This window comes from Clostridium isatidis (genome assembly GCF_002285495.1).
Classification (GTDB): Bacteria; Bacillota; Clostridia; order Clostridiales; family Clostridiaceae; genus Clostridium; species Clostridium isatidis.
On sequence record NZ_CP016786.1, the window covers coordinates 924,250 to 939,111 of the forward strand.

The window sequence follows — 14,862 nt, forward strand, 5'->3', positions numbered from 1 at the left end:
GAAATAACAAATTTTATTTATACTAAAAAATTAATATTATTATTTTACTTTAATAACTTATAGTGCTGAAAGTAGAAAATATATAATAAAAGTAATTGAGATAATATACATAGGAATAGAAATTTCTTCTTTCTTTTTAACTATTAGTTTTATTAAAGTGTATGATATAAAACCAAAGGCTATACCATCAATTATACTAAAGGTTAATGGAATTAAAGCAATAGTTAAAAAAGCAGGAATACCTTCAGAAATATCTTCTAAATCAATTTCTTTTATACTTTTAACCATCAAGCTGCCTAAGATTATTAATATTGGAGCTATTGCCTCATCAGGTATTAAGGTTAAAAATGGTATAAATAACATTGATGTTAGAATTAGGAAAGCGGTAACAATCGCGGTAAAACCAGTTTTTCCTCCAGCAGATATCCCAGCAGTTCCTTCTACAGTCGATACTGATGGACTTGTTCCTAAAAGACCGCAGGCAATGGTAGATAATGCAACTGCAACTAAGCTTTTATTTTGCTTTTCTGGTGCATTTAATAATCCTGTCATTTGTCCATGAAGTATCCCTATATTTTCAAATACTAAAATTAAAGTAAATGAAAAGGTTGCTATCCAAAATTGTGAAGTAAAAAAATTAGTAAAATCTAATTTAAAGAAAATTGATGAATATTCCTTGAAATTTGGCAAGGAAAAACCTGATATATTCAGCTCTGTAAGCCCTAACATAATTGATGAAATAGTAGCAACAATTATACTAATTAAAAAGGCTCCTGGAATATTTTTTACGAATAAAATTAGAGTGATAATAAAAATTATAATGAAAAATACAATTCTTGGATTATTGAAGGATTGTATTTTCACAAAAGTTGAAGGATCAGCAGCTATAAGACCACTTTTCTGTAAGCCTAAGAAAGTAATGAAAAAACCAATACCTACAGAAATAGATTCCTTTAAGGATTTTGGTATTGCTTTATCTAAGATTTTAGAAAGCTTTGTAGATGCTATTATTAAAAACAGTACACCTGCAGTAAAAACACTTGTTAAGGCCTGATTAAAATTAAGACCTAAAGTATGAATTATTGTATAAGTAAATAATGCATTTATACCCATCCCAGGCATAATAATAAGTGGAGCATTACTTACAAAAGCTGCAAGTAAACAACCGATAAAAGATGCTAAAATGGTTGCAATAATGAGGGGTTCTTGTTTTACACCTCCATCACTTAAAATACTTGCATTCACTACAATAATATATACTGCAGAGAAAAAAGAAGTTAGACCGGCTATTAATTCTGTTTTTAAACTGGTCTTATGTTTTGTAAAATTAAATAATCTCTCCATCCTTTCATTTAACCTCTTTCTTTTTCCCTCTCCCACCCGCAATATGCATTAGTATTATATCACATTTTTTTAAAAGTAAACAAACCTTTAAAATCTTTTTAGTATTTTTATTATGGAAATATTTTACTTCTGTTATTCAATATTAATTCAATATTACATAGAATATTAAGAGATTAATTTGATGAGGTGTAACTATTGAAAAGAGATAATATAACAATTAGTTTATGTATGATAGTTAAAGATGAGGAAGCTACATTAGAAAGGTGCTTAAACTCTGTAATTGATTTTGTAGATGAAATAATTATAGTAGATACTGGTTCAACTGATAATACAAAGAAAATTGCAAAGAACTTTAAATCAAAAATATTTGATTTTGAATGGATAGATGATTTTGCTGCAGCAAGAAATTTTGCTTTCAAAAAGGCTTCAATGGATTATATATTATGGCTTGATGCTGATGATTATATTGATGATATTAATAGGGAAAAGTTTAAATTATTAAAAGAAAGCTTAAATAAAAATGTAGATTCGGTTACAATGGATTATTCTTTAATTAGGGATGCAGCAGGAAATACCAGCTTTTCTTTAAAAAGAAATAGACTTGTAAAAAGAGAAAGAAATTTTCAATGGATTGGAAGAGTTCATGAGTATCTAGAAGTGTTCGGAAATATTATAGACAGTGATATAACAATTATGCATGACAAGCTTAAGGCTGCTACTGATAGAAATTTAAAAATATTTTTAAAGATGGCAGAAGATAAACTTCCTTTTAGCCCAAGAGACAGGTATTATTTTTCAAATGAACTTTATTACAATGGCCGTTATGAGGAGGCTATTAGAAATTATGAATTATTTTTATCAGAAAATAAGGGATGGATTGAAGATAATAAGGCTGCCTATAACAATTTAATAAGATGTTATAGAATACAAGGAAATGATGAAATGGCAATAAACACTATATTAAGATACTTAAAGGAATATAAACCTACAGGAGAAATATGTTGTAGTCTGGCAGATATTTTTAGCAGTCAGAATAAAATAGAAGAAGCAATTTTTTGGTATGAGGCTGCTTTAAAATGTGAGCCAGGAGAGCGTCATTTAGGTTTTAATAATAAGGCATACTATACTTGGGTGCCAGCCTTAAGTTTAGTTGTTTGTTACTCAAAGCTTCAGAATTACGAAAAAGCTTATTATTATAATGAATTAGCCGGATTACAAGGCGGAGACATGAATAAAATTAACTATAATAGAAGATATTTTCAACATAAATTTTTAGAGTTAAAGAAAGAACTTCCAAAGTTAAAGTTAGATTTAAGATTTGATATATAATAATGAGTAAAATTAAATAAAAAGTAGTAAAATAATTAGTAAAAAACGAGTAAAAAATCAAGAAAAAATATTGAAAATGTTTTCTCTTTCTGTTAAAATTATCATATAAAATGGAAAGGGGACTTTATTATGAGAGAAAATATTTTAAAGGGTTTTAAAAAATTTTTTGGCTATTCTGAAAAGGTGAGAACCTTCTTTTCACCTGGAAGAGTAAACTTAATTGGAGAGCATACTGATTATAATGGAGGTAATGTTTTTCCTTGTGCCTTAAGCTTTGGAACTTATGGTGCAGTTGCTCTTAGAGAGGACAAACTTGTAAGAATGTATTCAGAAAATTTTACTGAAATAGGAGTTATAGAATTTAATTTAGATGCTATAAAATATGAAAAAGAACATGATTGGGTTAACTATCCAAAAGGCGTACTAGATGTTCTAATGAAAAACGGTTATAATATAGAAAGAGGTTTTGATGCATATATATACGGAAATATACCAAATGGAGCTGGTTTATCCTCATCTGCATCTTTAGAATTGTTAATTGGAGTAATGATGGATGAACTATTTAAGCTAAATATTGATAGGGTTCAGCTAGTTAAATACGCTCAAGAAGCAGAAAATAAATTTGTTGGTGTTAATTGTGGGATCATGGATCAGTTTGCGATTGGAATGGGTAAAAAAGCTCATGCAATTCTGTTAGATTGTAATAATCTAAATTATTCTTATGTCCCTTTAGAATTAAAGGATTTAATATTAGTAATTGGCAATACGAATAAGAGAAGAGGTTTAGCTGATTCTAAGTATAATGAAAGAAGATCCCAATGCGAAACAGCTCTTTCAGAATTACAAAAAATATTAAATATAAAGTCATTAGGAGAACTAAGTATAGAAGAATTTGAAAGTAATAAACATTTAATAAATGATGAAATTAATAGAAAAAGAGCTAAACATGCCGTATATGAAAATCAAAGAACCTTAAAGGCAAAAGAAGCATTAAATCATGGAGATTTAGTTACTTTTGGGAAGCTTATGAATGAATCTCATATTTCCTTAAGAGATGATTACGAAGTAACTGGAATTGAGTTAGATACTCTAGTAGAACTTGCCTGGAGCCATGAAGGAACTTTAGGTTCAAGAATGACGGGTGCAGGTTTTGGGGGATGTACTATATCTTTAGTTAAAAAAGATAAAGTTGAAGACTTTATAAGTAAAGTTGGACAAGGATACAAAGAAAAAATAGGATACGAAGCCAGCTTCTATATTGCAAATGTGGGAGATGGAACTAGAGAAATTTAGGAGGTAATAGTAATGATTTTAGTTTGTGGCGGTGCAGGATATATAGGAAGTCATGCAGTATATCAATTAATAGAAAAAGGAGAAGAAGTAGTCGTTGTAGATAATCTTGAAACAGGTCACATCGAATCTGTTCATAAGCAAGCTAAGTTTTATAATGTAGACATAAGAAATGAAGAAGAATTAGATAAGGTATTTAAGGAAAATAATATTACAGAAGTAATACATTTTGCAGCTAACTCCTTAGTTGGAGAAAGTATGACGAATCCATTAAAATATTATAATAATAATGTTCATGGAACAGAAGTATTGCTTAAAGTGATGATTAATAATAATGTTAAGAAAATTGTATTTTCTTCAACAGCTGCTACTTATGGCGAAGTTGAAAAGATGCCAATAACTGAAAATGATAGAACAGAGCCTACAAATGCTTACGGTGAAACAAAACTAGCCATGGAAAAAATGATGAAGTGGTGTGATACTGCTTATGGATTAAAATATGTTGCCTTAAGATATTTTAATGTGGCAGGAGCTCATGTAAGCGGAACTATTGGTGAAGCTCACAATCCTGAAACTCATTTAATTCCACTAATACTTCAAGTGCCACTAGGAAAGAGAGAGTTTATTTCTATTTTTGGTGATGATTATGATACAGAAGATGGAACTTGTATAAGAGATTATATTCATGTAACAGACTTAGCAAATGCTCATATTCTTGCTGTAGAATATTTAAGGGCAGGAAACAGCAGCGATATATTTAATTTAGGAAACGGTAATGGTTTCTCTGTAAAAGAAATGATTGAGGCTGCTAGAAGAGTAACAGGTCATGAAATACCAGCTAAAGTTTGTGAAAGAAGGGCAGGAGATCCAGCTAGATTAATTGCTTCAGCAGAAAAAGCTAAGAAAATTTTAAAATGGGAGCCAAAATTTACAAATGTAGAAGATATAATAGCTTCAGCATGGAATTGGCATAAAAACAACCCTAACGGATTTTCTAAGTAGGTGAAATTATGGGAATTTATAGAGAGATAGAGAGACTGCTAATATATGGATTGAAAAAGGGACTAATTACTGAAGATGATAAGATTTTTGCAAGAAATAGTCTATTAGATATTTTAAATTTAGATAACTATGAAGAGTTAAGGGAAGAAGAGTTAAAGCTTCTAGAAAAGGAAGAACTTGAAACACCTACTGAAATCTTAAATAATATTTTAAATTACGCTTATGAAAACAAGGTTTTAGAATCTAACACACCTGTATATAGGGATTTATTAGATACAAAAATAATGGCTGCTTTAATGCCAAGACCTTCTGAAGTTATTAGAAAGTTTAATGAAAAATATAATCTTTCAAAAAAAGAAGCTACAGATTATTTTTATAAATTAAGCAAAGCCTGTGATTATATTAGAACTGACAGAATAGCTCAAAACATGGTTTGGAAAAGTAAAACCCAATATGGAGATATAGATATAACAATAAATTTATCAAAGCCTGAAAAGGATCCTAAGGCAATAGCGGCAGCTAAAAATCTGCCTCAAGGAAATTATCCAAAATGTTTATTATGTAAAGAAAATGTAGGATATAAGGGAAGGTTAAATCATCCTGCAAGGCAAAATTTAAGAATAATTCCTCTGATTTTAAGTGATGAAAGATGGTATTTACAATATTCTCCTTATTCCTACTATAATGAGCATTGCATAGTATTTTCAGATAAACATGAACCAATGAAAATTACAAAGAAGACCTTTGATAGACTGTTAGAGTTTGTAGAAAAATTCCCACATTATTTTATAGGCTCTAATGCAGATTTGCCTATAGTAGGGGGTTCAATTTTAACTCATGACCACTATCAAGGTGGAGCCTATGAATTTCCAATGAACAAGGCAGAGGATATTTGTAAATTTAATTTTAACGATATAAGTCTGTCTATTGTTAAATGGCCTTTAACTGTGTTAAGATTAAAAGGAAAAGACAGACAAAAAATAAGTGAATTGGCAAATAAACTTTTAGAACATTGGAGAAACTATACTGATGAGGAAGCAGGAGTTTATGCTGAAACTAATAATGAGAAGCATAATACAATAACTCCTATAGCAAGAAGAGAGAAGGACTTATTTGTATTAGATTTGGTATTAAGAAACAATAGAACTAGTGAAGAACATCCAGATGGAATTTTTCATCCTCACAAGGAACTTCATCATATAAAGAAGGAAAATATAGGACTAATTGAAGTTCTAGGATTAGCTGTTCTTCCTGCAAGATTAAAAGATGAAATGGAAATGCTAAAGCCATATCTGCTTGGAGAAAAGGTTAATATATACGAAGACGAGGTTATGAAAATTCATGGAGATTGGTGCCATGAAATACAGAAAAAACACACAAATATTAATAAAGACAATGTAGATGAAATAATAAGAGATGAAATAGGGGAAGTCTTTACTAAAGTTCTAGAACATTGTGGTGTTTTAAAGATTAGTGATACTAAGGCTATTGAGAGATATATAGATAGTCTTAAATTAATAATTAACAACTAGGGGGCTGTCGATGACAGCCCTTTAATCTAAATTTTAACCTGAATCTGACTCTATGTTGGAGGTGATAAAATATGGCAACAATAAAGGATATAGCTGCAAAGGCTAAGGTTTCAATCTCTACTGTTTCTAGAATATTAAATTTTGATTCTACTTTAAATGTTTCAGAAGATACAAGAATTAGAGTGTTAAAAATTGCAGAAGAAATGAATTATGTAACTTTAAAGGAGAGAAAGAATAAAAGTCAAAATTATACAATTGGTATAATTACTTCTTATACGGAAAGAAAAGAATTAAGCGATCCATATTTTCTGTCTATAAGAATGGCAATAGAAAAACATTGTTTGAAAAATAATGTAGAGTTTAAAACTCTATTTTTAAATAAAGTAATAACAAATAATGTTAAAGAATATAAAGATATAGATGGAATTATGGCTATAGGAATATTTCAGGAAGAAGAAATTAATGTATTAAAAAAGATTTCTCAAAATATTATTTTTATAGATTCATCTCCTGAAGAATGGGAATTTGATTCAATAGTAGTAGATTTAAAATATGGTTCAATAAAGGCCTTGGAATATTTATATGGTTTGGGTCATAGAAAGATTGGATATATAGGAGCAAAGGTTGTTCCTCATAGTAATGAAAATGGAGAGGAATTAATAAACTATAGGGAATTAGCTTATAGAAATTTTATGTTTAAGATAAATAATTTAAAAGAAGAGTGGATTTTTAAAGGATACTTTAATCCAGAGGATGGTTATAAGCTAATGAAAAAGGCTCTAAAATTAAAAAATAGGCCAACTGCCTTTTTCATTGCTAGCGATCCAATGGCTATTGGTGCATATAAGGCTATTTATGAGGAAGGTTTTAAAATTCCTGAAGATATTAGTATAGTTGGTTTTGATGACATTGCCACAACCCAGTATTTAACTCCTGCTTTAACTACAGTGAAAGTATATACAGAATTCATGGGGGAAACTGCTTTAAATACTATTATGGAAAGAATAAAGGGAGAAAGAACTTTAAGTAAGAAGATAGTTCTTCCTGTAAAATTAGTAGAAAGAGACAGCTGCAAAAAAATAAAATAAACTTTTTAATGGAGATGAGATTTATATGGTATATAGGCTTGGTATAGATGCAGGATCAACTACAGTAAAACTTGTAATATTAAATGAAGAGGACAAGGTTATATACAAAAGTTATAGAAGGCATCTAACTAAAGTTAGAGAAACTATTTTAGAAGAATTAGAAAATGTTAAGGATATTATTAAGGATAAGGAAATTAAAGTTGCAATAACAGGTTCTTCAGGTTATGGAGTTGCAAATGATTCAAATATAGCCTTTGTACAAGAAGTTTTTGCAACAACTATTGCTGTTAAGAAGAAGTTTAAGGAAATAGATGTAGTTATAGAACTAGGGGGAGAAGATGCCAAGATAATATTTTTAACCAATGGATTAGAAGAAAGAATGAATTCCAGCTGTGCAGGGGGTACAGGTGCATTTATAGATCAAATGGCTAATCTTATGGGAATTACAGTAGAAGAATTAGATAAGCTAAGTGAAAATTATAAATGCATTTATCCTATTGCCTCAAGATGCGGAGTTTTTGCAAAAACAGATATTCAGCCATTGTTAAATCAAGGAGCAAGAAAAGAAGATATTGCAGCTAGTGTTTATGATGCCATTGTTAATCAAACAATAGGGGGGCTGGCTCAAGGAAGAGAAATTAAAGGAAAAATATTATTCTTAGGAGGTCCTTTAACCTTTTCTAAAGGCTTAAGGGATAGATTTATTTTAAATTTAAATTTATCAAATGAAAATGCAATACTGCCAGAAGATGCAGAAGTTTTCGTTGCAATTGGAGCAGCTTATTATTGTGGAAATGAAAAGAAAGTATATAGCTATGACAGTTTAAGGGAGACTTTATTAAATAAAGAAGTAAAAATAAAAAATAATATAAATTTAGTTCAGCCTCTATTTAAAGATGAAGAAGAATATAGGGAATTCCTAGAAAGACATGGTAAGGCAAGGGTTAATGAACTAGATATAAATGAATTTAGAGGGGATGTATATTTAGGAATAGATGCAGGAAGCACTACAACAAAGCTATTGCTAATTGATGATGATGCTAATATTGTTTATAAATATTATGCTCATAATAAAGGAAATCCTGTAGATGTTGTAAGAGAGCAGTTAAGCTATATATATGAAAACTATGGAGCCAAAATTAAGATAAGGGGAAGTTCTGTAACAGGTTATGGTGAAGAACTTATTAAGCAAGGCTTTAATCTTGACTTTGGAATTGTAGAAACTCTAGCCCATTACATAGCAGCCAGCAAATTTAATAAGGATGTGGATTATATTTTAGATATTGGTGGTCAAGACATAAAATGCTTTGAAATAGAAAAAGGGGCAATAAAAAGCATAGTTTTAAATGAAGCTTGTTCATCTGGCTGCGGTTCCTTTATTGAATCCTTTGCTCATTCCCTTGGATATGACGTAGAAAGCTTCTCAAATCTTGGCTTATTTTCAAAACATCCTGCTGATTTAGGTTCTAGATGTACTGTTTTTATGAATTCTTCAGTTAAACAAGCCCAAAAGGATGGAGCAACTATTGAAGATATATCAGCGGGGCTTTCCATTAGTGTAGTTAAAAACGCTCTATACAAGGTAATTAGAAAGAAAAACTTAGGTAATAATATCCTGGTTCAAGGTGGGACTTTATGCAATAATGCAATTTTAAGAAGTCTAGAACTGGAACTTGGACAAAAGGTTATAAGAACTAATATTTCAGGTCTTATGGGAGCTTATGGTGCTGCCTTATACGCAAAAGAGAAAAAATTGGACAAGTCCTCTATAATAACTAATGAGGAATTAAGAAACTTTGTGCATAGCTCAAAGGCTGCAAAATGCGGCTTATGTACAAATCACTGCAACTTAACAATAAATACTTTCACAGGCAAAAGAAGATATATATCAGGAAATAATTGTTCTAGGCCCTTAGGAAAGGAAAAGTTAAATGAGCTTCCTAATTTATATGATTATAAATTTAATAAATTATTAAGCTATTCAAACAATGATGGAAGGAAGGGGACTATAGGAATTCCTATGGTTTTAAATATGTATGAAAACCTGCCTTTCTTTGTTAGATTATTTAATGAATTAGGAATAAAGGTAATATTATCTGATCTTTCTTCAAAGAAATTATATTTATCAGGCCAGCATACTATACCTTCTGATACAGCCTGCTACCCAGCTAAATTAACTCATGGGCATATTGAAAGCTTAATGAATAAGGATGTTAAAAATATTTTTTATCCAGCAATGTCTTATAATTTTGATGAGGGTATATCTGATGATAATTATAATTGTCCAGTTGTAGCATATTATCCTGAAGTTATTAAAAATAATGTAAGCAGGATAAAGTCTTATAATTTTATAAGTCCTTATTTAGATTTAAATTCTAAAAAGAGTACAGTAGAAAATTTATATAAATCCTTAAAGGATAACTTTGAATGGATTAAAAAGAGAGATATTTCTAAGGCCTATGATATGGCTATTGAAGAGTATAAAAAATATAAACAAGATATATTAAAAAAGGGAAGAGAAGCAGTAGAATATGCAAAAGCAAAGGGCTTACTCACAGTAATTTTAGCCGGCAGGCCTTATCATATAGATAAGGAAATAAATCATGGCATTTATAAGTTATTTAGTTCATTAGACATTGTGGTTTTAACAGAGGATTCTATTCCTATAGATAAGGAAAACTTAAAGGTACAAATTCTAAATCAATGGACTTATCAAGCAAGGCTTTTTAACGCAGCAAATTATGTAGTAAATCATGATAATACGGAATTAGTTCAATTAGTTTCCTTTGGTTGTGGAACAGATGCAATAATAGCAGATGAATTAAAAGGAATATTACAGAAAAATGGAAGACTATATACCCAGATAAAGATTGACGAAACAAGCAACTTAGGAGCATCTAAAATTAGAATTAGAAGTATGGTTGAAGCAATTAGAAATAGGTGATAGATATGAATAGTGAATTTAAAATAATGCCAAAAGAAATTGAAACTAATGATTATATTAGATTTACTAAGGAAATGAAGAAGAATTATAAGATCTTGGCACCTAATATGCTGCCAATGCATTTTAAATTATTGGGTAAGGTTTTAAAGGATGATGGCTTCGATATAGAGTTTTTAGAGGATGATGTAAGGAATATAATTGAAGAAGGATTAAAATATTCAAATAATGATATATGCTATCCAGCAATGATAGTTATAGGGCAGTTTATAAGTGCCTTAAAAAGTGGGAGATATGATATAAGTAAGACTGCAGTCTTAATGACCCAAACTGGGGGAGGCTGCAGGGCATCTAATTATATCCATTTAATTAGAAAGGCTTTAGAAAATAGCGGCTTTAAGGAGGTACCTGCTATAGGATTAAGTGCTTCGAAAATAGAAGATCATCCGGGTATTAATTTTTCACCAGAGCTTATTATTAAAATGTTTCATGCAATTATTTATGGTGATTTATTAATGTGCCTTTATAATCAGGTAAAGCCCTATGAAATTAGAGAAAATGATGCTGACAGAGTTTTGGAAGATACAGTAGAGTATTTGAAAAATACTTTTAATACTAAAGCTTATTTAAAAGTGGACAAGATTTCAAAGGAAGTAATAAATAGATTTAATAGTGTAAAAATAAAGAAGACTGATAAAATTAAAGTTGGAATAGTTGGCGAAATTTATATGAAGTATTCTAGAATGGGTAATAATAATCTAGAAGAATTTCTAATAAAAGAAGGTGCAGAAGTAGTTCAATCAGGTCTAATGGATTTTATCAATTACTGTATTATTGATAATATTATGGACTACAAATTATATAAAAAGAATTTTAAAAGGGCCGAATTAGCAAAAATGCTTTATAAGATAGTATTAAAAATTCAAAGAAAAGTAAATGCTAATATTGAAAAATATTCAACTTTTAGGGCGCCAACAGATTTTGAAGAATTAAGAAAATTAACTGAGGGTTATATTAGTCAGGGAGTAAAGATGGGTGAAGGCTGGCTCTTAGTTGCAAATATGCTGGAGCTGATAAATATAGGAGCTAAAAACATAGTATGTGCCCAGCCTTTTGGATGCCTGCCTAACCATATTTGCGGAAGAGGTGCCATAAGAAAGATAGTAGACAAAAACCCAGATGCTAATATTGTTGTTATTGACTATGATCCTTCCCAATCGGTAATAAATCAAGAAAATAGAATAAAGCTTATGCTTTCAAATGCGAAATTAAATTCCTACTTATAAAAGATTGGGAAGCAATCTTTTAGTTTGCAGTAACTGTGAACTAATAAAAAGTGTGAATATAAATTGGAGAAGATAAACAGGATAAGTTAAATAAGCATATAGTGAGCCTAGTACTTCTTTACGCAATTATTCGCTTATTGAACTTATCTTGTTATCTAGCCTTAATATTCGCAATCTTAATAAATTTAACTTTTAAAGTTTTCTTCAGCTTAGTTTTTATAGTTATATGCTATCTAATATTTTAGATTTTAAACTAATTAAATTGGGCAAGTTGGCTGTAGAGTAGGAGCTGGCCCAAACTTTTGGTAAGCACTTATAAAACATATGAAGGCAATAAGTTCAGATATCTAACTATCTGTAAATTCTTATTGCAAGTCAATTTAAGAGTTAGTTCAGATATACGAAAGGATTGATATATATGGAAAAAGTAAGTATGTGTCAAAGTTGTTCTTTACCATTTAATGAGGAACATGCTCATTTTATAGTAAAAGAAGCAGACGGAAGTCAGTCAATTTATTGTACAAATTGCTATAAAGATGGGAAATTCCTTCAGCCAAACTTAACTATGGAAGAAATGATTGAAATGCTTGTACCTATTTTAGGAAGATCCCTTGGGGAAGAAAAGGCTAGGGAAGAATTAAGCAGGGTAATACCAACTCTTGAACGTTGGAGGAAAGAAAATAAAGGTTTAAGAAATCCTTAGAGGAAGTGAAGAATAATGATCAAAGTAAGCTTTAAGGAATTAGGCTCTATAGAAGATAGTAAATTAAAATTTGTTGCAATTGTAACAAGATATAAAGATAAATGGCTTTATGTTAAACATAAGGAAAGAACTACATGGGAAATTCCTGGTGGCCATAGGGAAGAAAATGAAAGCATCAGCTATGCTGCTTCAAGGGAATTATTTGAGGAAGCTGGAGCAATAAAATATAAAATAATTCCAATATGCGAGTATGCTATAGAAAGCGATGAAAATCCTTACTTTACAGAATCCTTTGGAGGATTATTTTATGCTGAAGTAGAGGAATTAAATAATAAGTTTGATTTCGAGATAGGAGAAATTAAATTATTTGAAGATATCCCAGAAAATTTAACTTATCCATTAATTCAGCCCCTTGTACATAAAAAGGTGATAGAATTTTTAAAAGAATAATAATACTTAAGTAACGAAATAGTAGTTTGGAGGTAAGTTAAACCTATGATAAAGGCAGTAATATTTGATTTAGATGGGCTGTTAATTGATAGTGAAGTAATTTCCTATAAAATTTATAAGGAGCTTTTAGAAGAATTTGGACATGATTATAGTTTAGAAGAATATGCTCAAAATTATAGTGGAAAGACGGAAATAGCTAATGTAACTAACCTTATAGATAAATATAAACTTCCATTAAGCCTTGAAAGAGGATTAGAAATTGTAATGGAAAAAGAAAGTAGCTATCTTTCAAAGGGAGTAGATTTAAAAGCTGGAGCTGTAAAATTACTATCCTATTTAAAAGATAAGGGCTTTAAAATTGCTATGGCATCTTCAAGCAAGGAAGACAGGGCTTTAAATATTTTAAGAAAACATAATATTAGCGAATATTTTGATATTTTTGTTTTTGGGAATGAAGTTAAAAGAGGAAAGCCTAATCCAGATATTTTTTTAAAGGCTTGTGAAAAACTTTCCCTAAAGGCTGAAGAAGCTTTAGTTTTAGAAGACAGTGAGGCTGGAATTAAGGCAGCCTATTTTGCAAAAATCCCAGTAATCTGTATTCCAGATATGAAAATGCCAAGTAAGGAGCATTTAAGTATGACAACAAGGCTATTAAATTCATTAGATGAAGTTATTAATTATATAGAAGGATATAATTAGTAAGATAAGCATTATATAAACCACTTTTATATTGTAAATTAAATAATTTTAATTTACAGAATAAAGGTGGTTTTTAAATTGAAGAAATTATTTTAATTTTCTGTATCCTGTTAAATAAAAGTTAATAAAAATATTTTATTTTCTCTGATGATAATTAGAGGCTAATATAGTATACTTTATAGGTAAAAATAAATTAATTTAAGATTTAGATATATCACAGGAGGGAAAATGGGGTTAACTAAGCATTTCTTTGTTATAAATCCTACTGCCGGAAAAGTTGATGTTTCAGTAAAATTAACTGAAAAAATAGATAACTTATTTAAGATGCTAAAGGAAGAATATAGGATATATATAACAAAGGGAAAAGAAGATGCAAAAAATTATTGCAAAGATATATGCAAAAAGGAAGAAGGTAATTTAAGATTTTATGCTGTTGGAGGCGATGGAACCTTAAATGAAGTAGTAAATGGAGTTAAGGGACATGAAAAGGCCAGTGTTGGCGTATTACCTTATGGAACAGGCAATGATTTTATAAAAAACTTTGATAATAAAAATTTTTTTGATTTAAAGGGACAAGTCCTAGCTGAAGCTGAAAAAGTTGATTTATTAAGGGTTAAAGATACAAGCTGCATAAATATCTGTAATATAGGTTTTGATGCAAAGGTAGCAAGCAATGTAAATAAGTTTAAAAAGCTTCCCTTTATAAATGGAGGAACTGCTTATACCTTGGCTTTATTTTATTCCTTAATTCAAAGAATGCATCAGAATTTTGAAATATGTCTTGACGACATGGAAGTAATTAAAGGGAAATTTTTATTATCTACTTTTTCAAATGGACTTTCTTATGGAGGAGGCTATAAGGCTGCACCTTTAGCGCAGATAAATGATGGTCTTATGGATGTCTGTATAGTAAAAAAGGTTTCAAGATTTAATTTGGTGAAATTACTAGGGGTTTATAAAAAAGGAGAACACTTAGATAATGAGGAAATTAGAAAGTACATAATCTATAAAAAGTGTAAAAGGGTAACTATTAAGTCTAATAATAAGTTTTGCATTTCAGTAGATGGTGAAATTTTTGAAGATAATAAATTAGAGCTTTCAATAGAAGAGGAAGCGATTAATTTTTTAGTTCCAAAGGTTGAGGAAGAAATAGAAATTCCTTCGTTATCAGCAAATAATATTTAATAAAGGTGGGAAA

General features: G+C 29.7%; 12 protein-coding genes. 11 read left to right on the top strand and 1 reads right to left on the bottom strand.

All coding sequences use genetic code 11. From position 1 onward, the window contains the following. Window positions 1–57: 57 nt before the first annotated feature. Window positions 58–1,344: an NCS2 family permease gene (locus tag BEN51_RS04440; RefSeq protein WP_119864882.1), complete on the bottom strand. Its 1,287-nt coding sequence runs from the start codon at window positions 1,342–1,344 to the stop codon at window positions 58–60. 195 nt (window positions 1,345–1,539) lie between these two features. On the opposite strand from BEN51_RS04440, the gene BEN51_RS04445 reads away from it, so the two are divergent. From BEN51_RS04445 to BEN51_RS04495, 11 genes are all read left to right on the top strand, one after another. Then, entirely contained in the window at window positions 1,540–2,673 is a 1,134-nt protein-coding gene (locus BEN51_RS04445) for a tetratricopeptide repeat-containing glycosyltransferase family 2 protein (RefSeq protein ID WP_236906257.1), read from the top strand. A gap of 129 nt (window positions 2,674–2,802) precedes the next feature. Further along, complete coding sequence (locus BEN51_RS04450; RefSeq protein ID WP_119864883.1) at window positions 2,803–3,966, top strand: galactokinase; 1,164 nt, start codon at window positions 2,803–2,805, stop codon at window positions 3,964–3,966. Window positions 3,967–3,978: 12 nt separating this feature from the next. Next, a complete protein-coding gene (gene galE / locus BEN51_RS04455) occupies window positions 3,979–4,965 on the top strand; it encodes a UDP-glucose 4-epimerase GalE (protein ID WP_119864884.1) in 987 nt (328 codons plus the stop codon). Window positions 4,966–4,973: 8 nt separating this feature from the next. Continuing rightward, window positions 4,974–6,497 (top strand): UDP-glucose--hexose-1-phosphate uridylyltransferase, encoded by a 1,524-nt coding sequence (gene galT / locus BEN51_RS04460; protein ID WP_119864885.1) that lies wholly within the window; start codon window positions 4,974–4,976, stop codon window positions 6,495–6,497. A gap of 71 nt (window positions 6,498–6,568) precedes the next feature. After that, window positions 6,569–7,585: a LacI family DNA-binding transcriptional regulator gene (locus BEN51_RS04465; protein ID WP_119864886.1), complete on the top strand. Its 1,017-nt coding sequence runs from the start codon at window positions 6,569–6,571 to the stop codon at window positions 7,583–7,585. Between the two features lie 25 nt (window positions 7,586–7,610). Continuing rightward, window positions 7,611–10,529 (top strand): acyl-CoA dehydratase activase, encoded by a 2,919-nt coding sequence (locus tag BEN51_RS04470; protein WP_119864887.1) that lies wholly within the window; start codon window positions 7,611–7,613, stop codon window positions 10,527–10,529. 5 nt (window positions 10,530–10,534) lie between these two features. Beyond that, window positions 10,535–11,812, top strand: coding sequence for a 2-hydroxyacyl-CoA dehydratase (locus BEN51_RS04475; protein WP_236906258.1), 1,278 nt, complete (start codon window positions 10,535–10,537; stop codon window positions 11,810–11,812). A gap of 418 nt (window positions 11,813–12,230) precedes the next feature. Continuing rightward, complete coding sequence (locus tag BEN51_RS04480) at window positions 12,231–12,515, top strand: zinc ribbon domain-containing protein (RefSeq protein WP_119864888.1); 285 nt, start codon at window positions 12,231–12,233, stop codon at window positions 12,513–12,515. Window positions 12,516–12,530: 15 nt separating this feature from the next. Continuing rightward, on the top strand, window positions 12,531–12,965 hold the full coding sequence (locus BEN51_RS04485) for an NUDIX hydrolase (RefSeq protein ID WP_119864889.1): 435 nt from the start codon (window positions 12,531–12,533) through the stop codon (window positions 12,963–12,965). A 45-nt stretch (window positions 12,966–13,010) separates the two neighbouring features. Further along, window positions 13,011–13,664, top strand: a complete 654-nt coding sequence (locus BEN51_RS04490) for an HAD family hydrolase (protein ID WP_207652801.1) — start codon at window positions 13,011–13,013, stop codon at window positions 13,662–13,664. Between the two features lie 228 nt (window positions 13,665–13,892). Beyond that, window positions 13,893–14,849, top strand: a complete 957-nt coding sequence (locus BEN51_RS04495) for a diacylglycerol/lipid kinase family protein (protein WP_119864890.1) — start codon at window positions 13,893–13,895, stop codon at window positions 14,847–14,849. Window positions 14,850–14,862: the final 13 nt, after the last annotated feature.